Annotated in this window: 26 protein-coding genes and 1 tRNA gene; 7 read left to right on the forward strand and 20 right to left on the reverse strand. The window is 35.2% G+C overall.

Going from position 1 to position 25,753, the window contains the following annotated elements:
- The first annotated feature begins 165 nt into the window (after positions 1–165).
- Positions 166–1,542, forward strand: coding sequence for a T9SS type A sorting domain-containing protein (locus tag BMW64_RS03265; protein ID WP_089998387.1), 1,377 nt, complete (start codon positions 166–168; stop codon positions 1,540–1,542).
- 254 nt (positions 1,543–1,796) lie between these two features.
- Positions 1,797–2,714 (forward strand): hypothetical protein, encoded by a 918-nt coding sequence (locus BMW64_RS03270; RefSeq protein ID WP_143052633.1) that lies wholly within the window; start codon positions 1,797–1,799, stop codon positions 2,712–2,714.
- 92 nt (positions 2,715–2,806) lie between these two features.
- Here BMW64_RS03270 and BMW64_RS03275 read toward each other — a convergent pair whose 3' ends face one another.
- From BMW64_RS03275 to BMW64_RS03345, 15 genes are all read right to left on the reverse strand, one after another.
- Positions 2,807–3,937, reverse strand: coding sequence for a hypothetical protein (locus BMW64_RS03275; RefSeq protein WP_143052634.1), 1,131 nt, complete (start codon positions 3,935–3,937; stop codon positions 2,807–2,809).
- 5 nt (positions 3,938–3,942) lie between these two features.
- Positions 3,943–5,091: a hypothetical protein gene (locus BMW64_RS03280; RefSeq protein WP_089998390.1), complete on the reverse strand. Its 1,149-nt coding sequence runs from the start codon at positions 5,089–5,091 to the stop codon at positions 3,943–3,945.
- A 9-nt stretch (positions 5,092–5,100) separates the two neighbouring features.
- Positions 5,101–5,937 (reverse strand): hypothetical protein, encoded by an 837-nt coding sequence (locus BMW64_RS03285; protein ID WP_089998391.1) that lies wholly within the window; start codon positions 5,935–5,937, stop codon positions 5,101–5,103.
- Positions 5,904–6,341, reverse strand: a complete 438-nt coding sequence (locus tag BMW64_RS03290; protein WP_089998392.1) for a hypothetical protein — start codon at positions 6,339–6,341, stop codon at positions 5,904–5,906. Before BMW64_RS03290 ends, BMW64_RS03285 begins: the two co-directional genes overlap by 34 nt.
- 290 nt (positions 6,342–6,631) lie before the next feature.
- Positions 6,632–6,707 (reverse strand) — tRNA-His (locus tag BMW64_RS03295).
- 35 nt (positions 6,708–6,742) lie between these two features.
- The gene (gene bshB1, locus BMW64_RS03300) at positions 6,743–7,462 is read right to left on the reverse strand and encodes a bacillithiol biosynthesis deacetylase BshB1 (protein WP_089998393.1); all 720 of its coding nucleotides are present in this window, start codon (positions 7,460–7,462) and stop codon (positions 6,743–6,745) included.
- A 78-nt stretch (positions 7,463–7,540) separates the two neighbouring features.
- Complete coding sequence (locus BMW64_RS03305; RefSeq protein WP_177175225.1) at positions 7,541–9,193, reverse strand: tetratricopeptide repeat protein; 1,653 nt, start codon at positions 9,191–9,193, stop codon at positions 7,541–7,543.
- Positions 9,194–9,289: 96 nt separating this feature from the next.
- Positions 9,290–10,162, reverse strand: a complete 873-nt coding sequence (locus tag BMW64_RS03310) for a PstS family phosphate ABC transporter substrate-binding protein (RefSeq protein ID WP_089998394.1) — start codon at positions 10,160–10,162, stop codon at positions 9,290–9,292.
- On the reverse strand, positions 10,152–10,349 hold the full coding sequence (locus BMW64_RS03315) for a DUF308 domain-containing protein (protein ID WP_228400823.1): 198 nt from the start codon (positions 10,347–10,349) through the stop codon (positions 10,152–10,154). The genes BMW64_RS03310 and BMW64_RS03315 overlap by 11 nt, the downstream gene beginning before the upstream one ends.
- A 72-nt stretch (positions 10,350–10,421) precedes the next feature.
- On the reverse strand, positions 10,422–11,264 hold the full coding sequence (locus BMW64_RS03320) for an energy transducer TonB (RefSeq protein ID WP_089998396.1): 843 nt from the start codon (positions 11,262–11,264) through the stop codon (positions 10,422–10,424).
- 24 nt (positions 11,265–11,288) lie between these two features.
- Positions 11,289–11,864, reverse strand: a complete 576-nt coding sequence (locus BMW64_RS03325) for an ExbD/TolR family protein (RefSeq protein WP_089998397.1) — start codon at positions 11,862–11,864, stop codon at positions 11,289–11,291.
- 12 nt (positions 11,865–11,876) lie between these two features.
- Positions 11,877–12,485 (reverse strand): ExbD/TolR family protein, encoded by a 609-nt coding sequence (locus tag BMW64_RS03330; RefSeq protein WP_089998398.1) that lies wholly within the window; start codon positions 12,483–12,485, stop codon positions 11,877–11,879.
- A gap of 64 nt (positions 12,486–12,549) precedes the next feature.
- Positions 12,550–13,413, reverse strand: a complete 864-nt coding sequence (locus BMW64_RS03335; RefSeq protein WP_089998399.1) for a MotA/TolQ/ExbB proton channel family protein — start codon at positions 13,411–13,413, stop codon at positions 12,550–12,552.
- Between the two features lie 240 nt (positions 13,414–13,653).
- A complete protein-coding gene (locus BMW64_RS03340; RefSeq protein WP_089998400.1) occupies positions 13,654–16,713 on the reverse strand; it encodes a leucine--tRNA ligase in 3,060 nt (1,019 codons plus the stop codon).
- A 185-nt stretch (positions 16,714–16,898) separates the two neighbouring features.
- Positions 16,899–17,372 carry a lipocalin-like domain-containing protein gene (locus BMW64_RS03345; RefSeq protein ID WP_089998401.1) on the reverse strand — a complete coding sequence of 158 codons (474 nt, stop codon included), beginning with the start codon at positions 17,370–17,372 and terminating at the stop codon, positions 16,899–16,901.
- Positions 17,373–17,567: 195 nt separating this feature from the next.
- On the opposite strand from BMW64_RS03345, the gene BMW64_RS03350 reads away from it, so the two are divergent.
- Genes BMW64_RS03350 through BMW64_RS03360 form a run of 3 tightly spaced genes read left to right on the forward strand, consistent with a single transcriptional unit; the run spans position 17,568 to position 19,951 of the window.
- Positions 17,568–18,545, forward strand: a complete 978-nt coding sequence (locus tag BMW64_RS03350; protein WP_089998402.1) for an acyltransferase family protein — start codon at positions 17,568–17,570, stop codon at positions 18,543–18,545.
- 11 nt (positions 18,546–18,556) lie between these two features.
- Positions 18,557–19,315 (forward strand): glycosyltransferase family 2 protein, encoded by a 759-nt coding sequence (locus tag BMW64_RS03355; protein ID WP_089998521.1) that lies wholly within the window; start codon positions 18,557–18,559, stop codon positions 19,313–19,315.
- A gap of 9 nt (positions 19,316–19,324) precedes the next feature.
- Positions 19,325–19,951 carry a deoxyuridine 5'-triphosphate nucleotidohydrolase gene (locus tag BMW64_RS03360; RefSeq protein ID WP_089998403.1) on the forward strand — a complete coding sequence of 209 codons (627 nt, stop codon included), beginning with the start codon at positions 19,325–19,327 and terminating at the stop codon, positions 19,949–19,951.
- Here the strand turns inward: BMW64_RS03360 and BMW64_RS03365 are convergent.
- The 4 genes from BMW64_RS03365 to BMW64_RS03380 all read right to left on the reverse strand — a co-directional run bounded on the left by BMW64_RS03365 (position 19,943) and on the right by BMW64_RS03380 (position 23,124).
- On the reverse strand, positions 19,943–21,172 hold the full coding sequence (locus BMW64_RS03365; protein ID WP_089998404.1) for a 3-deoxy-D-manno-octulosonic acid transferase: 1,230 nt from the start codon (positions 21,170–21,172) through the stop codon (positions 19,943–19,945). The two genes, BMW64_RS03360 and BMW64_RS03365, sit on opposite strands and share 9 nt — an antisense overlap.
- Positions 21,173–21,199: 27 nt before the next feature.
- Entirely contained in the window at positions 21,200–21,667 is a 468-nt protein-coding gene (locus tag BMW64_RS03370; protein ID WP_089998405.1) for a DUF1648 domain-containing protein, read from the reverse strand.
- 13 nt (positions 21,668–21,680) lie between these two features.
- On the reverse strand, positions 21,681–22,400 hold the full coding sequence (locus BMW64_RS03375) for a C40 family peptidase (RefSeq protein WP_089998406.1): 720 nt from the start codon (positions 22,398–22,400) through the stop codon (positions 21,681–21,683).
- 76 nt (positions 22,401–22,476) lie between these two features.
- Positions 22,477–23,124: an O-methyltransferase gene (locus BMW64_RS03380; RefSeq protein WP_089998407.1), complete on the reverse strand. Its 648-nt coding sequence runs from the start codon at positions 23,122–23,124 to the stop codon at positions 22,477–22,479.
- A 167-nt stretch (positions 23,125–23,291) separates the two neighbouring features.
- On the opposite strand from BMW64_RS03380, the gene BMW64_RS20575 reads away from it, so the two are divergent.
- Positions 23,292–23,444 (forward strand): hypothetical protein, encoded by a 153-nt coding sequence (locus BMW64_RS20575; RefSeq protein WP_177175226.1) that lies wholly within the window; start codon positions 23,292–23,294, stop codon positions 23,442–23,444.
- A 59-nt stretch (positions 23,445–23,503) separates the two neighbouring features.
- Here the strand turns inward: BMW64_RS20575 and BMW64_RS03385 are convergent, their stop codons facing one another.
- On the reverse strand, positions 23,504–24,337 hold the full coding sequence (locus BMW64_RS03385) for an OmpA family protein (protein WP_089998408.1): 834 nt from the start codon (positions 24,335–24,337) through the stop codon (positions 23,504–23,506).
- Positions 24,338–24,422: 85 nt separating this feature from the next.
- Between BMW64_RS03385 and tilS the strand changes: the two genes are divergently transcribed.
- The gene (gene tilS / locus BMW64_RS03390) at positions 24,423–25,751 is read left to right on the forward strand and encodes a tRNA lysidine(34) synthetase TilS (protein WP_089998409.1); all 1,329 of its coding nucleotides are present in this window, start codon (positions 24,423–24,425) and stop codon (positions 25,749–25,751) included.
- Positions 25,752–25,753 lie beyond the last annotated feature (2 nt).

Here is a 25,753-nt window from a genome sequence, read left to right on the forward strand (position 1 = left end):
TATAATCGTTACTTAAAATTTAAATTAAATAATAATTAATTAAATATTTTACAACAAAACAAACTTTTCTTAGCAATATATTAATTAATCTGTCAAATATAAATAACACAATAAACCAAAAAAGATTTTTTATGAAATAATATTAACTCTTTAAATAATACAAGCATGAAAAAAAATCTACTCGTTCTTCTTCTGGCATCTGCGTTCTGCTTTGCCCAAAACTCTTTAATGGTATCTCCTCAGACAGGAACCATGATTACTTCCGGAACAATTACAAATTTTAAACTTATTAGTGACGGAAGCAGTGTTGCGTTAGTTGCAACAAATAATGCCAGCGGTAAGGTATTTATTGTTGATATAAATGACAGTAATCCAGCGGATAAAGCGGCAAATACTATTTTAACTACGTCTACCAATGTAAAAACAAGAATCGGAGCTGCAATTGGACAGACCATTACTTCAATAAAAAATGTTGAGGTAAACCCGATTACCAATGCCGTCTATGTAATGGCTATGGTAAGTACGACACCCTATTTTGTGAAGCTTACCAATGCAGGAAATACAATTACCGCACTGAATTTTAATACAATGCCTTATTGTACCTTAAACTTCACCAGTGCAAATTGTGCTTTCCAGGATATAACCTGGGGTGGTAATAAACTTTTTGTATCAAGTAATCATAATACTTTAAATGGCGAATTAGGTTATATATCAGCGCCTTTTACCCATAATGCCACGATTACGAAAAGGTCAACCACAATATTTAAATCCAATTGGGGAAATACATATATCACCAATGCTCCGCTAGAGACACTTAATTATATAAAAATTAATAATATTGAATATTTATGCGGTACAACAACCTGTGCACCTGGTTTTTCTGAAACGGTGTCTTCATTAACAAACAATTCAGGTCTGTTTACAGTACGAGAATCATTTAATGTTGTCTCTGATTACTCGGTAAAAACAATCGCCATCAACAATGGAACCGATGCATATCTATTAGATCTGCACAATAACGGGTCTAATAACACAATCTATAGAATCGGAAAGAAATTTCTTGACGGAACCCCATTTACCAATAATACTTATAACAGTAACGCTGTTGAACTGAGAGATTTTTGGGGGACTATCAACCCCAGCCTGACTACAGAAGAAATGACGAGTTTCCCAGGTAATTTCTCTTCGATGGCTTACTACTCGCCTTGTGAACTCCTCACTTTAACTGCAGATTTTCAAACATTAGCAAAACTTAGTGTTTGTACAGCAGCTTTAAATGTTGATGAACAAAATAATAAAAATAGCAAATTTGAGATTTCCCCAAATCCAGCATCCGATGTTTTAAATATTTCCTACAATGATAAGGTTTATAAAAATATAGAAGCTACAGTTTTCAGCTATGATGGAAAGTTAATCAAAAAACACTCAATTGATTCAAACAATAAGAAAATCTCAATTTCAGATCTACAGGCAGGAAATTATTTGCTAAAGATCAGTAATAAAGGGATAGATCTGGATTCTAAATCTTTCATTAAAAAGTAATTTAATAAATAAATCTGAATTTATGTGCGGATCAAAAGTTCGCACATGATTCTTTTAATATTAACTTTTAGTCTATGAAAGAAATAACAATAGGTAATCTAAAGCATTTGTTTATACTTTTTTTCATCTTTTTGTATAATTTAAGTTGTTCACAACAAATCTACATTGATACAAAAAAGCCGAATAAGCCTTTGTTTAAAGCTTTTCCTGTTCATGAAAATGACAAACAGTCCTCAGACTTATTAAAAGTTTTTATGATTCAAGAGGGAAAAGAATCTCAAACGCCACTTCTGGGAACTCATTACAAAGTACAAGACACCCTATTTTTTGGGCCTCAATTTGAATTGGGAGATGGACTTTCATTTAATGCTCACTTTTATTATAAAAATGATACTGTAAAAAGTTTATATAAAACTCCACCTGTTAATTTTAACATCAGCAACGAGATCTCAATAAAAGAAGCTTTTCCAAGAAGTAATAAAATTCCCAAAAATATACTGACTTTTTACATCGAGTTTTCTGATCCAATGATGGAAGATGAATCTGCTTTCAGGTATGTGAATTTATATGACGAAAATAAACAAATGATACCTCACGTCTGGCTTAATAAAGGCAGATGGATCAATGATAAGATTTTAATGTTGATGATTCACCCCGGAAGAGTAAAAAGCGGGATTTCGTATTATGATAATTTAGGCGACGTTTTCTACGTAGGAAAAAAATATTATTTGGAGGTGACTGACAAAGTAAAAACATTATATATAAACTCGAAAGTAAAACCTTTTACAAAAGAATTTGAAATTATTGAGCCGACAGCGAGCTGTCCAGAAATTCTGCGAGATAGTATTAATCCACCCAAGAAAAATACCCGGGAAAAACTAAAAATTGTTTTTGATAAACCTATGGACCTTTATTCCATCCTTGGTGGAATTTCTATAAACATATACAAGACCGATATAATTGTTGAAGGAAAACTTTTACCCGGATCAGAAGACACGGAATGGTATTTTGTTCCCGATAAACCATGGACTGAGAATAAATATTCGTTAATTTTCAATAAATATGTTTCCGATGCTTGCGGAAATGGCCTTATAAAGTCATTTGAAACTACCAAAATAAAGAAATCATACACTAAAGATATTGTTAAAAAAATAAATTTCAGAACAGACTAATTGCTTATTTTAAAATAAAATTTATTGCCGGTTTCTCCATTTTGAGACTGGCAATAAATTTATTTAAACATTTGAAAATACCAAACAGCTGATTATTTTATTTGTTCCCAGACGTTGTTTATACTTTTAATCCATATGACTGAATTAGCCGCAATTTTATTAATATCTGCTCCCATAATATCTTTATAGTTTGATATTGAGGGAGTACTTGATGTAGGATTTTTGATAATATACATTCTTCCTGTACATTCACTCGCATTAGGTAAAGTAATGTTGTGATTACCTCCTAAAATCACAGTAAAGTCTTTTTCAGTCAATACAAATGCTGAAGAAGTGATCACAATCGGGAGGGAAATCGACCCTGAAACCTGTAATGTAGAATTAGGAACAGTCCCGTTCATATTAATTCCAATCCTAACACTATTATTTAGCCCTGTACCCTGTACTCTCATCATTTCTACATAAGACAATGAAGTATAATTAAATTTAGAAAAAACAAAAGGCTCATTTCCATCATCACCAACCAAAAAATTAAAACTTCCATTATTCAATGAACCACCACTTCCCAATTCAAAGAAATCACTAGATGCCGCAGAGCCTCTCATGATGAAATTTCCATTACCATCAGTATAAAACACCGGCTTGTAATAGCTTGCTCCATTTGCTTCAAATTGTAAAGCCGAATTTCCGTTTGTGCCGCGAATATACATTAAGGATGCTTCACTCTGGTTGTAGGGATATAATGCCGTATTGGAGGAATTATACAATCCTAATGTTTGTCTTGTACCCACTTCCAGCATAGGTGTATTGTTAGAACGCAACTGCAATCGGATATTATTTTTAGTTCCTAAGAAACTGTTTGCATTAGAATCAAGCGTATTTCCTGCCAAAAACCAATTGCTTGTAGCCGCATCTGTAGAGGGCGACCATATATTTGTCGTATTATTCCAAGATAATACTTTGCCGTTGGTGGCGCCCATTTGTGCCAAACGGTAGGGATCAGCCAACGTTCCGCTTCCAGAAAATATACTCGCAGAAAAAAAAGGATTTATTTGGCAAAGCAAACCATTTCTTAATCCGAAATAGATTTGTCCGTCGTCGGTAGCTTTATATAAATTACCTTCTGCCGCAGAAGTCATAGCTGTTGCAGAAGTAATCGTTTCCTGTCCGAAAGCAAAAAAATTCATAACAACAAGAATAAAAATAGAATAAATTCTTTTCATTGCATTTAATTTATTCGTTGCCAATTACTTCCATCATTCTGTAACCATAAGATTGAATTTGCTGAAATTATATTGACAGAACTCCCCGACAGATTTTTATATGAAGAAATCGAAGGGGTATTATTTGTAGGATTTTTAATGACATAGATTCTTCCAGTACAATTACAATTACTTGTATCGGGAAGAGTAATTGAATGATTCCCACCAAGTATTATGGTAAAATGGGTCTCATTAAGAGTTAAAGCGCCAGTCGTTTTAAAAGTAGATGTAGCCAATGATCCATTATTCTGTAATGTAGAGTTAGCAAGAGCTCCTGTATTTATACCCACTCTTACATTGTTATCTAATCCTGTACCGGATAAACGCATGAGTTCTACCTTACTAGATGTATCACGATTGTATTTACTGAACACAAAAGGTTCATCCCCATCATCTCCTATCACAAAATCGAATCTCCCATTGTTAGATGTTCCACTACTTCCCATTTCAAAAAAATCAGTACCGGCACAAGAACCTCTTAATCCGAAATTTCCATTTGCGTCCGTGAAAAACACAGGTTTGTAAAAACTTGCGCCATCGGCTTCAAATTCCAAAGCAGAATTTCCGTTTGTACCACGAATATACATTACTGACGCATCAGGCTGATTATAAGGATATAGACCTGTAGTGGTGGAGTCATACAGCCCCAATGTCTGTCTTTTTCCTACTTCTAGCATAGGTGTATTATTTGACACCAACTGAAGCTTCCTATCATTAATCGTTCCCAGAAAATTGGTATTATCAGTGTTGGCATTTCCGGTAACCAGCCAGTTAGCAGCAGCAGCAGGAGTTTTTGGTTTCCACATATTGCTTGCTGAATCCCACGTAAGCACTTGTTGATCACTCGCGTTATTTTGTGCTATTTTTAAAGGATTTGCTGTAGTTCCGTTTCCTGTTAAAGAAACATTATCTGTAACAATATTTGCACCTATCAATTGCAAAGAACCATCACGCAACCCTATATACAATTGTCCGTTGTCGGTTGCTTTATATAAATTACCTTCCGCAGCGGCAGAATATCCTGTTGCTGTATTTATCGTTTCCTGTGAAAATAGCTTAATTGTTGTTAAAACAGCTATAAGAAATATTATTTTTGGAGTAATTAGAATTTTCATTTTTAAAAACTATAATTTTTCTATTATTAATGATGATCCATTAGCCATCAATTGTAATGTTCTGTTGCTTGAATTAACTACTTTTCCCTGAACTCTTATGACATCATTGGCATTTAAGTTTAATATTTTTGTCACCGTCACTGTTCCCCTTGAATCAGCGTTATTTCTATGGTATGTAAAGCCTGTTGTTCCCGCAATATCATTTCCGTTCACCTGTAATTTATATTCACCGGTTGCATGAGAATTTGTAGTAACAGCAGCAGAAATCCGATATGTGATTTTATATTTTCCTGCATTAGCAACTGTGATGGTTCCGCTACCAGCTGTGTACCCAGTATCTACAATTCCTGCAGTATTAATCAACATTGTTGTAAATCCTGTGGCAGTCGAAAACGATTGTGTACCAGCCGTATCATAAATTTCCGCTACACTCGAAGTAAAGGGTGTTTTCCAGCTTATTGCATTTCCTGATCCGTTTGACATTAAGACCTGTCCTGAAGTTCCTGGTGATAAAATTTGATACTTACTTCCATCGCCTTGCAATATCGTACCTAAAGAAGGTATAGAGGAATTACCTGTTCCTCCGTTGGATGGATTTAAAGTTCCTGCTAAAGTTACAGCTCCAGTGGTTGATGTTGAAGGAGTAAATCCTGTTGTTCCGCCACTAAAACTGCTAACATTTGGTGAGATACTTATTGTTCCGTCACTCCCCACATTAATACCACTTCCCGCTTTCACTCCACCAAGAGATGTTGCTGTTGCAGGGTTTAAAGAGACTGTATTGGAAGCAAGAGTGATCCCCGTAGAAAAACTTAAAGCATTTTGCTTACCATTAAAATATTCCAATCAGCAGAAGACAAATATCCGTTAGAGGAACTATTTGACTGATTAATAGAAAAACTACCTGTCGTACTATTGTAAATTAATGGTGATGAAGCAGAGAAATTTGACAATGTCAGAGAAGCTCCTCCTAATTGCTTCCAATTTGTACCATCCCAAAATACATATCCGGGAACCAAACTTACATCATTGGCTGTAAGATATACCATTTGACCTTTAGCATTTCCAGAAACGTTAGTAATTTTGCTGACCCGAGGTATGACGATACCATCCTTGGCATCTGCTACACCTCCTTGATTTTTACCAACAATATCAAGCGTAGCCGTTGGCGAAGTTGTATTAATCCCTACCTGTGCTTTAAATAAATTTAAAACACAAAAAATTATAAGTGTTGATAATCTTTTTTTCATCTGAAGTATTGCAAAATATAAGTTGGTTAATCCTTAAATTAAGTTCACAAAAATACGGAATAATTAAATATATTATTAATAATACTAATAATTTTATTTAATTCATGAAAAATAAGCAATTAAATTATATTTTTCGCATTTTAATTGTTTTAGATTAATTTTTTATACAATATCAAGCAACACAAACAATATTTTACATGATGATTTAATAAGCAAACTGATAAAGTGATAAAGAATTTCTCAATAAAGATATAAAATAAAAAATCCTGCTTAAAAAAGCAGGATAACCAGGGTGAATGATGGGTCTCGAACCCACGACCTTCGGAACCACAATCCGACGCTCTAACCAACTGAGCTACAATCACCGTTTTGTGAGTGCAAATATAGGAAAGATTTTTTAACTACCAAACAATTCCATCAAAATTTTTCAGCGCAATTAACTTCTCAGACGTAAATCCCTCAGCATAAGTCACTCCGGATAATCGGCCTAAATCCTGCGCGCGATAAGTCAGGCTTTCGAAAAAGTCTTTTGAGGTAATTGGTGTTTCCGGTTCCTTTGAATCCGGATCATAAAACTGAGTTTTAAAAGCCATGCATGCTTCAATCTTTTTATCAAGATGTTCACTTATGTCAATAACAAATTCCGGTTCAATATTTTTCCACTGTATATAATGGAAAACATGTTTTGGTCTCCAGGCTTCCTGATTTTCACCTTCAAGAACAGTCTCAATTTTCCTTAATCCTGCTAAAAAACACGCATCCGATACTAATTTGGCTCCTTTTGCATGATCCGGATGTCTATCATCAATTGCATTGGCTAAGACGATTTCCGGTCGGTATTTGCGAATCATTTTTACTATTCGAAGCTGATATTCTTCAGAATTTTCCAGAAAACCATCTTTCATTCCAAGATTTTCCCTTGCAACAACGCCAAGAATTTTGGCTGAATCTGCAGCTTCGGCTTTTCGTGTTTCTTCAGTTCCTCTTGTACCTAGCTCTCCTCTTGTAAGGTCAACTATAGCACAAATTTTACCTCCCGAAACCATTTTTGCTATTGTCCCGCTGCAGCCGAGCTCTACATCATCAGGATGTGCGCCAAAAGCTAATATATCTGTTTTCATATCAACAAAGATAAGACTTAAAAGAAAAACTTCCCAAACATAAAGAATGGGAAGTTATATCTGATTATTTAATTGTAATTATTTATTAATCTCTGCATTTAACTTAACAGCATCCTGATAAGTAGGATCAAGCTGAACAGATTTTGCAACATAATCTTTTGCTTTTGCAAGATCAGTATCTTTACTCATATAAGCCACCGCAAAATATGCGTAAGCAAGAGTTTGTTTATTAGCCTCCTGATCGGCCGGTTTCACTGTACTGATGAACTTTTCGTAAGCAATTTTCGCCGCATCATTATTACCTGCCTGCTGATAAGAGTATCCTAAGCTATAGAAACCAGGTGCCCAATCAGGAAGCAGCGCATTCATTTTTTGCCATGTCTGAATGGCACCATTCCAGTTCTTTGCTTCTTGATAAGCAGTTGCCAGCTTAAATAAAGAATCAGTGTCCTGAGCATTAGCCGCTACTTTTTGCTTTAAACCTTCAATTACAGGATTGGTAGGACCAGCATCTACATCGGCCTGAGAAGCAGCTCCTCCACCTGAAATTTTTGCTAGCTCCATATCCCATTTCAAAGTTTCATCTTTAGCCGCTTTAGCAATCGCAATCTTTTGCTGTGCTTCAGTGGTTAATGCAGTTTTCTTAGCAGCATCAGTTTCTGTTTTAGCTAAGCCTGCAGCAATAAGCCCTTGTAAACCCTGATCGGCAGGTTGCACTCTTGATTTATCCGCCTGCGAAACAAAATTATCCATATTTTGCTTAGCTTCAGCATACTTACCGTCAGCATATAATTGATATGCTCTTAGCTTAAATTTGATCGGATCATTAATTTTATCAAAAATCTTATCTAACACTTGCTTAGAGTTAGCATAATCTTCATTGGTAAAATAAAGTTTAGCAATTTCCAGCTGCGTATATGGATCTTCATCTGCATACTTCGTGTAATTAATAAGATCTTGAGTTGCTTTAGCATTTTGCTGATAACGAATATCATAAGCAGCCAAAGCTTTATAAGCAGGAGCATAGGTAGGATCGGTAGCAATAGCTTTATCAATGCTGGTTTTAGCTTGCTGCCATTGTTGTGCTGCCATCCATAATGTTCCGATTCTTGTATAAACTGATGCTTTATTTTTAGCTAAAGGAAGAGCCTTATCATAAGCAGACATCGCGTCTCCCGGCATTCTTTTTAATCGGTATGCATCTCCTAACGTATAGTAGTAATGTGCCGGAACTTCTTTTTTAGATGCTCTTTCAATAGCCTTATTTAGATATTGAATTGCTAAATCCGGAGAGTTATTCTTTTCAAATAAAGTTAAAGCTTCTGCCGCTCTAAATAAAACTTCTGCATCTTTCTCTCTTGAATCAGATACAATGCTTTGAATTTCTGCAACAGCATTTTTATCACCTTTACCAAGCTTAACAGTAGCCAGCCCGATTCTGTTTAAATAACTTTTCTTATCCGCAGCAAGACCTTTATTAAAGTTATCTGTAGCTGCTGCATAATCAGGTTCCCCTTGTTTTAAATATGTATTTCCTAAATAGAAATAATTTTCAGCTGTCGGAGCTGAAGCAATCATATTTGTAAAATTAGTTTTTGCCTGAGCAAACTTATCACTGTCCATGCTGTTAATACCATCCTGTACAGTTTGCGCAAACGCAAAATTGGTAAAAAATACCACCGCTGCTCCAAAAGCAATCTTCTTTACATTCAAATTCATTATATCTCTCATTTTATATTTTCTAATCTAAATTTCGATTTATATTGTACACAATTTTCAGACCAAAATAATAATTTATTTTGGGTTAACATGTTAATTTAATATATTTTAACGCATCTGTACTTCCCTTCTATAGAGATTGTACGGCTGCAAACCTTCTTTCTGAACAATCATTTGTCCCAGCTGTGTGCAGGAGTATCTTATAAAGCCATTAGCAATATTAAAATTACCCTCATTTGTTAAAAAATACAAAATTCTGGTAAATGGATAATTCATTTTTCGAAGATTTTCAAAATCAGTTGTATATAATCTTCCATTACTTTCCACAGGAAGAATTTTAACCATATTTCTTAATTCTTCAGATTCTTTATCGTAAGGTCGGCTAAATGTATTAAGGCCAATAACGCCAATTTTGTCAGGATATTTATTTAATTCCTCAATAATATTTTTATTACCGGAAATAATGGAGAATTTTAAATCTTTGGGTTGTTTTTTAAGTTTTTGAGCAACAAAATTCAGATTGCTCGAGTTGACACCGTCAAAAATGAATTCTTTTTTATCAGACTGCATTCCCTGCTCTATTTCTTTCATTGAAATACTTTCCTTCGGAGAATCCTTTGGAACAACAAAAACGACAGCATCCGCAGCAAATCTTGCAGGTAAAAACTTTAGATCAACCTGTTCTTCGTAAGTCTTGATTTCTTCAGGAGACAGATCGCGAGACATCACCACAATTCTGGCTTTATCATTCAGCAGATCCAGGAAACCTAGATCCTCTTTTTTAGTAACAACTTTGATTTTAGTCTCAGGATAATTAATCATGTATCCCTCTGCCAATGCTTCAGTAACACTTTTAAATGATTCATCTGTAAGAATGGTCATTTCTCCCTTATGATAGGAAGGAGACTTTTCTTCTTTTTTACAAGAAACTACTATAATACTAATCAAAAATAGCATTACAATTTTAATACTATTTTTCATCACCTGAATTTTTAATTTTTGAAATCGCCCTGTAAATTCTAAAAACACCGTACAGGATAAGCAATGCACCTAGTGCATAAGCAACCCCGGGTTCCAGAATGGTAAAAAAGAATTTGTAAAGAATTACAACAATTCCCAAAACGATATAGAATAATCCCGTAATAAGGGATAACCAATTGAACATCATATAACAAAAATACCAAAAAAAATAAAAAGAGAAGCATGTGCTTCTCTTTTTTAATTATTATTTAAAGATAAATTATCCTTCAAAATTCATAGTCAGAGGTAATCTGAATCTATAACGTACAGATTGTCCGTTAATTTTAGCAGGAGTCCATTTATTTTTAATAGACTTGATCGTTCTGATCGCTTCAGAGTTAAAATCTGAATTTGATCCACTCGCCTTAACATCTGTGATACTTCCATCTCTTTCAACAACGAAGGTTACTTCAGCCTTCACAGTACCTTCATCTCCATTCATCGCAGAACCGTCAAAGTTACTTGCTACTTTATTTCTAAAGGCATTAATCCCTCCAGGGAATTCTGCAGTCTGCTCAACTTCTGTATAAACCTGGTTTTCATTAACCTGAGGTTTAACTTCAGCTGTAGAAGTTCTTGTACCAGTTGATGGCGGCGGTGGAGGTGGTGTATATGCCGGAGCTTTTACACCTTCCTGATTTACCAGACCCGTTGTAGTTTCTAATTGTTTAGAAATTGGTGGCGGAGGAGTTTCAATTTTCGGAGCTTTTACAGGCTCAGGAACCACGTTTTGAATAATTTCAATTTTCTCTTCCTCTTTTGGTGGAGGTGGTGGAGGTGGTTCTTCTTCTTTCGGCTGCTCAATAATTTTATCTTCCTGAAGAATTTCCACTAAATCTGCCTTTACTTCTTGCTTAGGAGGTTCAGTTAATCTTTTAATAGTAAGATAAATAAAAGGAGACAATGCCGCAACAAGGAATACAGCTGTTCCAACGATAAAAGATTTTGTCAATAGCCTAGGATACTGATGTCTTAAATCGTATGCACCATATTCTTTGTTTCTATTTTCAAATACGATTTCATCTAAAGTAAGATTCGGATCGTATACATTTTCATTTGCCATAGATTTACAATTTTATGGTTTAAATTACTTAGTAGCCGGTGTTGCCGCAGCAGTTCCGGAATTCCCAACCTTTTTATCGTAAATAGCTTTCTCCCAAGGCTTCAGGTCGGTAACCCCGTACTGTTCGCTTTTGGTAATAGCCATTTCATCAAGAATATCTACAAAGTTTTTATATACAGCATCGTCAGTCGGTTTGATAATCACAGTAAATTTAGATTTATCTGCCGCGTTTGCTTTTGCCTGCTCAATTACTTTTCTGATTCCTTCTCTGTCGTAAGTTGTTTCATTAAGATTCTGATCCGTTAAGGATGTGTTATCCTGCTGGTGCCAGAAAATCTTATTGTCTTTTCCTAATAACAAAGAAATAGAGTTCGAAAGTTTAATTTCTGTTGGAGGTGGTTTTTTTGTTTCATCTTTCGGTTTTGCCGGAAGACCCAAATCCATTACATTCGGTTTAGAGAATGTGGTTGTGAACATAAAGAAGGTAATCAATAGAAAACCCAAGTCCACCATCGGAGTCATATCGACTCTGGTACTCTGTTTCTTGGAACGTACCTTGCCGCCTTTGGCGCCCTTTTCCTGTACTTGTACTTCTGCCATTTCTAATCGATATTATTCGTTAGGTTTACCTTCTTGTGATGTAATCAACCAAAATTTAAGAAAATCGATATCTCTTAAACCTTCAAATAAGCTTTTTACTTTTGGATATTCTGTTGTAACGTCTCCTTTGATTGCTAGTTTGTAATCAGGATTCACTGCTAAACTTTCTTTTACCCAGTCTACCAATTGCTTATTTGTACTATCCATAGGAATCCCTGTAGGACTCTTGAAATTCTTTTGCTCGTCATCTGGCAAATCGAGATAGCTTTTCAGCTGGTTCATAGGAACGCCGATAGCCTGTACTTTCTGGAATGCAGCTTTTTCTTTATTGTCAAAAGTAACACCGTACTTTTTGCCCATATTGTCCAAAAGCTGTAGTCTTTCTGATGCGTTTTCTACAGGTTGGAAATAAAATTTTCCGTCCGGAGTAGCGTTGATAGTCATCAAACTTGCATCAGGAAGTAACTTCTCTGATATTGAAGATGGCGGTTTGATCTGCTCCACGTCAGGTTTTTTAAACTGAGTGGTCAAGATAAAGAATGTAAGTAGTAGGAACGCGACGTCACACATTGCCGTCATATCCGTCACTACTCCATGTCTTTTTGGTTTGACTCTCGCCATTATTATTAATGATTTTTAATTAGACTTCTTTTTACTTAATGCAAATTCTTTGCTAAAAATTTTCTTAGTTGAATTCAGCGAAAGACTGTTGGATACTCATTGCGATCTCGTCGATCTTGTAAGTTAATCCGTCGATTTTAGAAGTAAAGAAGTTATAAAGGATGATAGCGATTGCTGAAGTACCGATACCTAAAGCTGTATTAATCAAGGCTTCAGAGATACCTGTAGAAAGTGCAGCAGCATCTGGAGTACCACCTCCTGAACCTAATGCGAAGAACGCCTTGATCATCCCGATTACCGTACCTAGAAGTGCTACTAACGTTGCAACAGTACCTAAAGTAGAAAGGATCATCATATTTTTCTCAAGCATTGGCATTTCAAGAGTTGTAGCTTCTTCAATAGCTTTGTTAAGCGCTACCATTTTCTGCTCTTTGTTTAATGTAGTATCATGAGATAAAGCTTTGTAAGTCGTAAGACCTTCTTTTACTACGTTACCAACAGAACCTTGCTGTCTGTCGCACTCTTCTAAAGCTTCATCAATTTTGTTTTGGTTTAGTAAACTTCTCACCTGAATTACGAAGTTATCCAAGTTTCCTTTTCCTGCAGCTCTACCCAACACCATTGCTCTTTCAATTGAGAACACGATTACGGTTAACATGAAAGTAATCAAGATTGGTACAATTACCCCTCCTTTGTAGATAATTCCTAAGAAAGAATCTGGGTGAATGTCTTTTCCTTCAACATCTGAAAACGCTACAGATCCTGCACCTAATTTGTCAGCATCTTTAAAATTTCCAGGGCTACCCAAAACGAATAAATAAATACAAATTCCTATAGCTAAGATAATAGGAATAATAACAGCTGGGTTTAAACCTCCCGCTTTTCTAGCAACTACTTGCTCATCATTTTTTGAAACATTCATTTCCATATTTAACTAAATTATATTGTTTTAAAATTTTACAGGGTGTAAATTAAAGGCAAAATTAATTAAAATGCAATAGTCTCAAATAAACATTTCTGTTTTTTTTGACAATAAAATTTTAATACGATTTCGATATTATAATTATTTTCTCTTTTTTTGGCAATAATTCCTAAATTTAACATTTACGTTAAAAATTTAAAAAATATAAGCCTTCATTTTTTTTAATTTGCCAATGTTAATTTTTATTTAAATTACTATGTTCACTATTCTGCCCGGTACCACAATGATTTTTTTCGGGGTTTTACCCTCCAAAAACTGTTGTACTTTTCCATCCTGAAGTACTATATCTTCTACTTCTTTCGCAGAAAGCTGCGCAGATAATGGTAACTTATGTTTCGTTTTTCCATTAATACTGATCGGATATTCAATCTCATCTTCTACCAGATAATCCTCGTTCAGAACCGGGAATTTTTCAAATTCAATAGAAGTCGTATGACCAAGCAAACTCCAAAGCTCTTCACAGATGTGTGGCGCATAAGGAGAAATGATAACGGCCAAAGGTTCCAAAATATTGCGTTTGTTACATTTTATTTTTTGCAGTTCGTTTACAGCGATCATAAATGAAGATACAGAAGTATTGAAAGAGAAATTTTCAATATCATAAATGACCTTCTTTATTAAAGTATGTAAAACTTTATATTCTGCTTTTGTTGGCTCTTCATCTGACACTTCAAAAACTTCGCCATTAAAATATAAATTCCAGAATTTTTTAAGGAAACCATAAACTCCGCTCAGTCCTTGGGTGTTCCAAGGCTTTGATTGCTCCAGTGGCCCTAAGAACATTTCATACAATCTCAATCCATCTGCTCCGTATTCTTCACAGATGTCATCAGGGTTTACGACATTGTATTTTGATTTGGACATTTTTTCAACTTCTCTTTTAGTAGTAAAAAATTCTGTATCGTCTTCTGCAATTTTTCCTTCATCATCAATGAATATTCCATCTTTAAACTCACTATGGTAATTCCTTAATCTTGCTAAATCTACTTTATCAAAAGAATTATCTTTTAAATATTCTATTGGTAAATAAAGAGTTGTATAACTTTTATTAATCTTAATTCCAACATTATTTGGAACTTTATTAAAATATTTTTTAAATAAATCTATCCATTTTTGTCGTAAATCAAGAACATAATTCAAAGTCAACAATGTTTCCGCAATAACCTTAGGTGAACTTTTTTCTAAGTATTGATATGAAAAAAATATTGACTTATTTTGTAGTAAAAGTCTCTCTTCTCTTGTAAAGTTTTCTGCTAAAGTTTTATCTTTATAAATGTCATTATCGTCTTCACAAATAAATACTAAATTAATTCGTTGTAGAAAAGCACTCATTCCCAAAATCATCCCCTGATTAATCAGTTTCTGAAAAGGCTCGTTATGGCTAATATATCCCCTATCTTTTAAGAACATATTCCAGAAACGTGAATATAACAAGTGACCAGTAGCATGCTCACTTCCGCCGATATAAAGATCTACCTGTCCCCAATAATCGGCAAGGTCTTTTTTAACGAAAACATTTTCGTCATGCGGATCCATGTATCGTAGGAAATACCATGAACTTCCCGCCCAACCCGGCATCGTAGACAGTTCTAAAGGAAAAATTGTTTTTTCATCAATAAGATTGGTATCAACCACTTTTTGGTTTACTTCATCCCAAGCGAAAGTTTTAGCATTTCCTAATGGTGGATCTCCATCTTCTGTCGGTAAATATTTTTCAACTTCAGGAAGTTCCAGCGGCAATGCAGAAACCGGCAATGTGTAAGGCATTCCATCCTTATAATATATAGGAACCGGTTCGCCCCAATATCTTTGTCTGGAAAAAATCGCATCACGCTGTCTGTAGTTGGTTGTTCCGTGGCCGATTCCTTTTTTTTCGATCGCGGAAATAATCAGCGCTTTTGCTTCGTCATATTTTAAGCCATTTAAAAAATCCGAGTTCACACATATGGAATCTTTAGAATCAAAAGATTTCTCCTGAACGTCTTCATCGGTTTCTACAACCTTTTTAATTTCTAAATTAAATTTCTTTGCAAATCTGTGATCACGCTCATCATGAGCCGGAACCGCCATTACAGCGCCTGTCCCGTAGCCCATCAATACATAATCTGAAATATAGACCGGCATTTTTTCGTTACTGAACGGATTGATCGCATAACTTCCTGTGAAAGCTCCCGAAACATTTTTAACATCAGCCATACGGTCTCTTTCCGTTTTTTTGGAAGTTTCTTCAATATAGCTGTCTACTTCAGCTTTCTGTTCAGGTGTTGTGATCGTTTCTACTAAAGGATTCTCCGGTGCCAAAACCATAAATGTTGCTCCGAAAATCGTATCGGGTCTTGTGGTGAAAACCTCAATAATTTCTTCATGACCATCCACATTAAATTTCACCTGGGCACCCTGTGATTTTCCGATCCAGTATTCCTGGGAGTCTTTTAATGGTTGAGGCCAGTCAAGAGTTTTTAAGCCCTGAAGCAATCTTTCAGAATAGGCAGAAATTCTCATACTCCACTGCATCATTTTCTTCTGGAAAACAGGAAAACCTCCTCTTTCGGATTTTCCATCTTTCACCTCATCGTTTGCCAGTACGGTTCCTAATGCAGGACACCAGTTTACCGTTGTTTCCGCTCTGTAAGCCAAACGGTAATTTAAAAGGATATCTTCTTTATCAATTTCAGAAGCTTCTTTCCATTCTTCTGCGGTGAAATGTAATTCTTCATTTTGATTGGCATTTACACCTTCAGTGCCTTTCGTCTCAAAATGCTTAATCAACGTAGAAATTGATTCTGCCTTGTCGGTATCTTTATTATACCACGAGTGAAACAACTCAATAAAAATCCATTGTGTCCATTTATAATAAGAAGGATCGGAAGTTCTTACTTCACGGCTCCAGTCAAAAGAGAAGCCTATTTTTCTAAGCTGCTCTTCATATCTTGTAATATTCTGTTCTGTGGTAACGGCAGGATGCTGACCGGTCTGGATCGCATACTGCTCAGCAGGGAGCCCGAAGCTGTCATAGCCTACCGGATGCAGCACATTGAATCCCTGATGTCTCTTATATCTTGCGTAAATATCTGACGCAATATATCCCAGCGGATGCCCCACATGGAGCCCTGCGCCTGATGGATACGGAAACATATCGAGAACATAAAATTTAGGTTTGTCTGTGCTGTCGGAAGTTTTATACGTTTGATTTTCTTCCCAGTATTTCTGCCACTTTTTTTCTATCTGCTGATGATCGTAAAACACTTTATAATTAGATATTAGATGTTAGATTTGATATATTAGATTAAATTTCTTTTAACTCCAAAAATCAAGATTCACAAAAATAATGATTTTAGTAGAAATAGAATTTAATTTTGAATTAAATATAAGAAAACAAAAATCTCATCCGGAGATGAGATCTTAAGTTTTAATGAGTAAAAGCTCTTTTATTATTGAGGAATTCTCTTTAAGGTATAAGTCATAGACTGATATTCAGTAGGATCTGAAGTATCTTCAAATTTAATGTTCAGTGTTGTGTCATTAAGGGTGATCACACTTCCTTTATCTGCCTCAACGATTCCCTGATATTTTAACTGAATAGCCTTACTGTCTTTGTCATAGCTATAACTGAATGTTCTGTCGAAAGTAGGATGACATGTTCCCGGTGTCGATCCTTCGCCGATATCCGTTCTTTTCCCTGAGCCTGCAGCTGCAAAAACCCATCTTGATGTTTTCTGACAATCGGTATCAAAAGTAATGGCATCTGAAACAGGATCATCTCCTATAGGGACACTGGTAACAACCACTTTCATAGGCTGCCACGTTCCTACAATCGGATATTCAATAGTATTATCGTCGTCGTTATTACATCCAGTCGCTGCGAATAATGATAGACCTGCAAAAAGTAATGCTAATTTCTTCATGTATCAAATTTTTCAAGCGCTAAAATTATAATTTTTTTGATTTAATTAATAATTTTTTGCAAGAAATTATTATAAAGTTGCATATTTTCAAAAAAATAAGGATGATTATACCGTATTATAGCGGTTTCAATAAAATATTTAAAGTATATCACATTCTGTATTTGATAAAAAACTATTTTTGCAAAAACAACACAAATGGTAACCATTACGAAAAATAATTTTGATTTTATTCGTGTTCTGCTCGCTTTTATTGTTTTCCTCGGTCATCTGGGAACATTAAGCGCTTCTGAGAAACTGGCATTCCTACAATACAGTCCTATAGAAATAGCCGTTTTTGGCTTTTTTGTAGTAAGCGGTTTTCTTATTGCAAGGAGCTATGAAAGATCTTCAGGTTTAAAAAGTTATCTAAAAAAAAGAATAAGAAGAATTCTTCCTGCTTACCTGTTGGTGATATTTCTTTCTGCAACTTTGCTAAGTTTGGTAAGCACTTATTCTTTTACTGAATATTTCAGTGATCCCCAAGTTTATAAATATCTTTTCTGGAATTCTCTTTTTCTGAACTTTAAAGCACCCTGGCTACCGGGCGTTTTTGGAAATCAGGCCGTCAACGGGGCACTCTGGACATTAAAAATAGAAATGTGTTATTACTTCTGTGTTCCATTGCTCTTTCTATTATTCGGAAAAAATAATAAATACAGAAATATAAGTCTGATGATCATTTATTTTCTGTCACTGGTTTATCTTAATTATTTTGAATCAATACATAAAATCTCAACCGCAAAACAGCTACCGGGGTCACTTTCTTATTTTATTCCGGGTATGCTGATCTATTTTAATTTTGATTTTTTCATTAAGAATAAAAATATACTTTTTATCATCGCCCTTGTGACAGTATGGATTGATTTGATCTTTAATCTCGTACTGTTATCCCCTGTAATGATAGGCATTATTGTTTTGTATATTGCTTACTCTTTTAAATTCTTAAATAATTTCGGAAAATATGGAGATTTCACTTATGGAATCTACATCTTTCATTTTCCGATTATCCGTGTTTTTACAACCCTGGGGCTTTTCCAGGATTACAATCCTTACATCATGGCTGTAATTTGCATGTTCGTTGTCGTTGCAGTAGGGATTTGTTCATGGCATTTTTACGAGAAAAAATTTTTATAAAATCAACACAAATGACAGATCTTGTTTCCATTATCACCCCTTCTTTCAATTCTGCGGAATTTATTGAAGACACAATACAATGCGTACTTGACCAGACGTACAAAAACTGGGAATGGCTGATTACTGATGATCTTTCCCAGGATAAAACCGTTGAAATTCTGAATAATTATAAAGATCCGAGAATAAAACTTCAGGTTCTTGAAAAAAATGGTGGCGCCGGAAATGCACGGAATAAAAGCCTTGAAAGAGCACAAGGCAGATATATTGCCTTTCTCGATTCCGATGATTTGTGGTATCCTGAATATCTTGAAATGATGATTGATTATATGAAAGAAAAAAATGCGGAATTGGTATACTGCAATTATTCGCGATGTGATGAACATACCATGCTGCCCATCCTGAAAGATTTTGAAGCAGATACAATCGTTACGTTCTCCAATTTGCTTAAGACGTGCAGGCTGGCCCCGGTTTCGACAATGTATGATACCAAAAGAGTAGGTAAGTTTTTTTTTCCGGTAAAAAGCAAGCGTGAAGATCATGTTATGTGGCTGAATCTGCTCAGGGAAATTCCAGAGGGTCACCCTTTAAAGCAAACACTGGCCAAATACAGAATGCGCGAAAACAGTGTTTCACGAAAGAAAAAGAATATTATCAAAGATCAGTATCTGGTGTATAAAGATTTTATGGGATTTTCTACGGTTAAATCTTTGTATTATACCGCAAACTGGGCTTTAAACGGATTTTTAAAATATTCGAAATTTTTTAATTAATTTTAAAAAATGGAATATTCAAAAGAATTTAAGGCAGCTATCAGTAATTTTTCATCCATAGAGAAAGACCGGCTGATTTTCAGACTACTAAAGAAAGACCGTCTTTTATCTGAAAAATTATACTTTGAACTAATTGATCCTGAGACTACTGATAACAAAAGGGATGCGATGGAAGAAATTGTTGCAGAAAGAGTGGTAATGGCTTCAAAATACATCAGCAATCAAAAATATTTCCTGAGCATTATCAGGAAGATCAGCGCAGAAATCACAGAACATGTGAAAATCACAACGGATAAATTCGGAGAAGTTTCGCTTAATCTTCTATTGATCAATAGAATCCTGGATTACAATGAAGATTTGAGCCGCCATCGGTTTGATAATGTATACAAGCTCTATATTTATATCATCAATAAAACAGTGAAAGCGCTGCTTCTGACTAAAAAACTGGACGCAGATTACTGGATGGAAATAGATGAACATCTCGACGAGCTGAAAGGAAAAATTCTTGAGAATAATTATCTGTCAAAGCTTTTTATCAATAACGGGATCGATTTTAACTGGCTTACGAGTGATAAAATTCCCGAAAACTTTGATCTTATCATTAAAGAAATAAAAAACCAGGGATTCCTAAGATAATATTTTACTGATAATCAGATTTGTAGAATCAGGTTTTTCATTGACAAATTTACGGGCATTCGCTGACATTACGGTAAGAGTTTCCTCATTATTGATGAGAAACATCACAAAATCTGCAGCAAGGCCGGTTGTTTCAAAAGATTTTCCTCCATCCGCAGAGATCAGCTCATCAGCTTCCGGATTTTTGCGGTAATGATTTCCAAAAACCACAGGAACACCAAAAGTCGCCGCCTCTAAAATATTGTGTAGTCCGGCATCGTGAAAACCTCCGCCAACAACAGCAATATCGGCATAAGAATATAATCTTGAGAGCAGACCTATACTGTCTATGATCAAAACTCTTGACTGAAAATTCTCAACTTTTTCTTTGATCTCACTATATAAAATCGCATTAGGAAAAATCTGTTTTAAATTCTGAACCCTTTTAAGGTCATGCGGAGCCAGAATCAGCTTTGCATAAGGGCTTCCCTGAAGAACTTCCTCCGCGATCTTCTCTTCCGCCTGCCATGAACTCCCGAAGACAACAGCTTTATCCCTTCCAATAAAATCTTTGATAAATTCTACGTGATTATCCTGTGTCTGCAATTGTTTTACTCTGTCAAACCTTGTATCACCCGTTACGGAAGATCTTGTAAGACCTGCATTTTTAGCCAGCGCATAAGACATATCTGTCTGGTGGAAAAACCAGTCGATATTTTTTTGCAACTGTTTGACAAACCATTTACCGTACGAGGTAAAGAATGACTGTCGGTCATAGAAAAGTGCTGAAATAACGTATGTTTTCGCACCATTTTGTTTTAGCTCTTCCAGGAGATTGTACCAGTAATCATATTTTACCGTATAGAAAATATCAACATTCATCTCAGATACAAATTCCTTAACATAAGATTTTTTATCAAAAGGAAGATAACAGATAACATCTGCAATGGTTTTCCGCTTTACAACATTTTCATATCCGGAAGGTGAAAAAAACGTGATGAGAATTTTATGATCAGATAATTTTTCTTTCAACTTTTCCAGTACGGGAAGACCCTGCTCATATTCTCCAAGGCTTGCAGCGTGCATCCAGATTATTTTATCAGATTTGGGAAATGCAGATTTTATTTTTTGTAAAGATTCCTTTCTTCCCTGAATTCCTTTTTTTGCCTTATCATTAAATAAAGAAAAAACCTTCATCCCGAAGATCAGCAGATTTATAAATATATTGTAGAAAAAAGCCATTTAACTGAATATGTAAAATTAATTATATCATTTAAAAATACCCACAAAAATGAATAAAACAATCAAACTTCCGATGATTGAAAACAGCATGGCTGAAAAAGGCACTCTCGGTTTTGCCATATCATTGAATGAGTACCGGAACATATAATCTTGGATGTTAAGAAAAATCAAGATGACCAAAAGAAAAAGCCATCGAATGAAAGTCTCCATGATCAGAAACTGAGCATCTTCGTTTTCCTTGGTGATTGGCACGGGATAATTGGCTGATTCCGGAATTCTGACAATAAATGCAAATAAAAAATATAAAACCGTTAATATAGCCGGCATAAGATAAAAAAACTTTTTTTTTCCGAAACGGTCAGCCTTTCCCTCAAAATTAAAATGAACGGGAATCGTCTCCGGTAAATTCCGGTAATGCTTTACAGTAAACCACCATAAAAAAGCCAGCAATCCAAAATTAAAAACATCAAATATCAGCAGAAAGACATTTTCCATTTCCGATCAGTATTTAATTAACTATACTTTTTATAACTCTCAGTTTATGAGTATGCTTGTTCATTTCTTTGTTAAAGATTCCGGTAGAATCCAGCGTATCAATGCGTACTTTTCCGGAAGCATGAATGATTTTCTGATTATCCAGCATAATCCCGACATGAACTATTTTTCCTTCAGGATTTTCAAAAAAAGCGAGATCACCCGGCCGGCTTTCTTCGACAAACGTTAATGATTCACCGACCTCAACCTGCTGCGAGGTGTCACGAGGCAATTTTATATTATGGATTTTGTACACCAACTGGGTAAACCCCGAACAGTCTACCGCAAAAAAGCTTTTGCCTCCCCACAAATACGGAACATTCAGAAATTCTTTTGCCGTTAAAGCGATGCTTTCACGCACGTCATGGCTTCTTCTTGATGCGACTACAGGAAATTCAACTTCTGATCCCATAGAAAGCAAGGTCTTCCCGTCATTCATCAACACAGAAGCAAAGTCTTCAGTAACAACAGTAACCTTACGACTTGAAAGCTCTTCATCACTTACGGGTTTCAGCTGCTTGGTATCCATCCATCCTTCGTAGCCGTCGTAGTGCATCTTTATTCTGGTCCAGTTTTTATTTACTTCAAGAATATCTGCACTTTCGCCAAATAGTATTTCCGTGACAATTTCTGCCTTGTCAGAATTTTCTGCACGTACAGGTGCTACCGTAACAATACAAATTCCTTTATTCATTAATTTATCTTAAAGGTTTAGATTGAGGATAAGGTTTAAAAATTCTTGATTAATCATCCTTATACTCAGCAATATTCTATTTTCTGCGTAAAAAATTTACGCCGTCGCGTAAAGGTAAAATAAGATTTTCAAAATCATCATCCGCAGCAATTAAATCGTTGAGCTCCTTAATAGCCTGTGTAGATTTTTGCTTCGGGTTTTCCTCCAGTACTTTACCATACCAGAGCACATTGTCGAACATAACAACAGACCCGGATTTTGTATGTGGTTTAATGAGCCTGAAATATTCTGCATAATTCTCTTTGTCGGCATCAATAAAAACAAGGTCAAAGAATTCGTCTGTTTCTTTTAAAAATTCTTTAGCATCCTGAAGCTTAAAATCGATTTGAGAAGAATATCCGCTTTCCGCAAAATATTTCTTAGGAAGGTAAGCCAGATCTTCATTAACATCGAGAGTGGTAATTTTACCGTTTTCAGAAAGTCCGGTTGCAAGGCAAAGTGTCGCATATCCTGTAAATGTTCCTATTTCAAGGATATTTTCAGGTTTTATCATGCTGGAAACGATCGTTAATAATCTTCCTTGCTGATAACCGGAAATCATGTGTGGCTGAGTGGTTTTCTGGTAAGTTTCTCTTCTTAACTTTTTCAGAATTTCCGGCTCCCGGGAAGCATGTGTTTCCAGATATCTGTCCATCTCCGGATTCTTTTCTTCAAAAAAGCTCATTCTACAAATTTTGTTGATTCAAATTTACTTAAATATAAACAAAAAGCATAAAGAATCCTAAAGATTCTGGCCCTGTGAAAATCCACATAAAAATTACCGTGAAAATACGGATGTTCTGTTCTACGAAATAGCTATACATTTGGATCAGGGTAAAAACACTAATAAAAATGGATGCAGGAGAAAAACAAATTAATCATGAGAAAAAGAGAAATGCATTATCCAACGATAAAGCACATGCTCTTAAGAAAACTAAGCCGGAAACATCCAATTCATTTTTGCAGCGAATTATTTCGTTATTGAAAAAAGAAGAAATAATTTGATTAAAAAATAAATCCCGAATTGCTTCGGGATTTATTGTATTGATTGAATGTTGTTCTTATTATTTTTTCGGCGCTATGTCCATCAATTTCATGAATTCATCAAGTTTAGGCATGATGATGATTTCCGTTCTTCTGTTTTCAGCTCTTCCGGAAACGCTCATGTTTGTTGCTTTAGGATTGTATTCAGATCGTCCTCCGGCAGTAATTCTCGCAGGATCAACTCCGAATTGAGTCTGTAAAACTTTAGCAACCGCCGTACCTCTAAGAGCAGAAAGATCCCAGTTGTCTCTAGGTAAGTTTGGAGAGTTCAAAGGAGCATTATCAGTGTTACCTTCGATTAATACAGAATATTTGTCATAATCATTGATTACTTTAGCTACTTTTCCTAGCACTTCCTGTGCTGCAGGCAATACATTGTAATCTCCTGTTCTGTATAACATTTTATCTGAAAGTGAGATCATTACCACACCTTTAAGAACTTTCACCTGAACATCATCGTCCGCTACGTTATCCAAAGATCTTTTAAGTTTGTTTGATAAAGCAAGGTTTAAGCTGTCGTTTTTAGCATTGCTGGAAATCAACTGCTTGATGTATGAGTTTGAAGCATTGATCTCGCCTACCAGCTTATCAATATTAGCAGAGCTTTTACCAGTATTGGAAAGACATGCATCCAATGACGATTTTAAAGCATCATGCTGACTTTTCAGTAAGTTATTTTCGCTCGTCAAAGCAGAGTTCTGAGATTTTAGATCCTGAATTTCTCTCTGTCTTTCACCCACGTTTTCAATACATTGCTTGTAATTTGAGCTCAATGCATCATACTGTTTTTTGCTGATACAAGATGTCATTCCCAACACCATTGCAGATACTGCTAAGATTTTAAAAATTTTCATAAATAATCATTTTTAGACGACCAAAGGTAGCAAAATTCATTTTAATTATATCGATTATCTTTGCACAAAGAAATTCTCAGCATATATGTTGGAAACGTCAGGCTTTAAAAATCAATTACAAAACCTTGTGCCGTCTTCCGCCACGGAAACCTATCTTCTGGCAGTAAGCGGCGGTGCAGATTCTATGGTTTTAGCGCATTGTTTTAACGATTTGGGATTACAGTTTCAGGTTGCCCACATTAATTATAAGCTCCGTGGCAAAGATTCTGATCTGGATCAAAAAGCAGTACAGGACTTTTGTAATAAAAATAATATTAAATTTCATTTACATGAGGTTTCTGACGAGGATAAAAAACCTGACCATTCGATTCAGCTTTGGGCACGAGAACTGAGGTACAAATTTTTCAACCGGGTCCGGGAAAAGGAAAACCTGAAATTTCTAGTCACCGCTCATCATCTGAATGATCAGCTGGAAACATTCATCATCAATCTTTCAAAAGCATCCGGAATTAATGGTTTAAGCGGAATTCCCGCCAATGACAACAATATTCTACGCCCGCTTTTATCTTTTAGCAAAGAAGAGATTTATGCATTCACCAAAAAAAATGAGATTGAATACCGCGAAGATCTTTCCAATCAAAAAAACGATTATTTAAGAAATAAAATACGCCATGAGATCGTTCCAAAATTATTAGAGACAAATGATCATTTTCTTGAAAACTTCAAAAAAAGTTTGGTGTATTTAAACCAGACAAAAGAGTTTGTAAAAAAACAGATTCAGGAAATTGAAAACCGTGTTACCATATTTAACTCCTACCACAAAATTTTATCAAAAGAGCAGCTTGATCGGGAAAGTGATTTCGTGAAATTTGAGATATTGAAAAAATACGGCTTTAATCAGGAAGAAGAAATTCCGAAAATTTTTAAGGCTGAAAACGGCAGTTCTTTTTTTTCTAAAGATTATCATTTACTTGTAAATTATGACGAATTGGTTTTAATGGAAAGAAAGGTGGAAGATGAAAAATGGAAGAAAAATAATCCTGAAGAGATTCTTTTAATTGAAAAATTTGATTTTTCTGAAAACCAAATGACCATTCATCTCGAAAATATAATAGAGATTGAATCAATCAATAAAAGCTTTGAGTGGGATTTTGATGCTGAAAAAATCCGCTTCCCATTACGACTGAGAAGACAAAAGGACAGCGATGAATTTTATCCTTCGGGATTTTCGGGGAAAAAGAAAGTTTCTAAGTTTTTTAGGGACGAAAAAATATCTATTTTAGCAAGGCAAAAAATATGGCTCCTGGCCGACAGTGAAAATTCCGTACTCGGCGTGATCCCATACAGGCAGGACAGGAGAAATGCAGGAGATGAGAACTCCAGATATATTCTCAAAATTTTTAATAAGAAGTAAAA

The organism is Chryseobacterium taichungense, from assembly GCF_900109935.1.
Classification (GTDB): Bacteria; Bacteroidota; Bacteroidia; order Flavobacteriales; family Weeksellaceae; genus Chryseobacterium; species Chryseobacterium taichungense.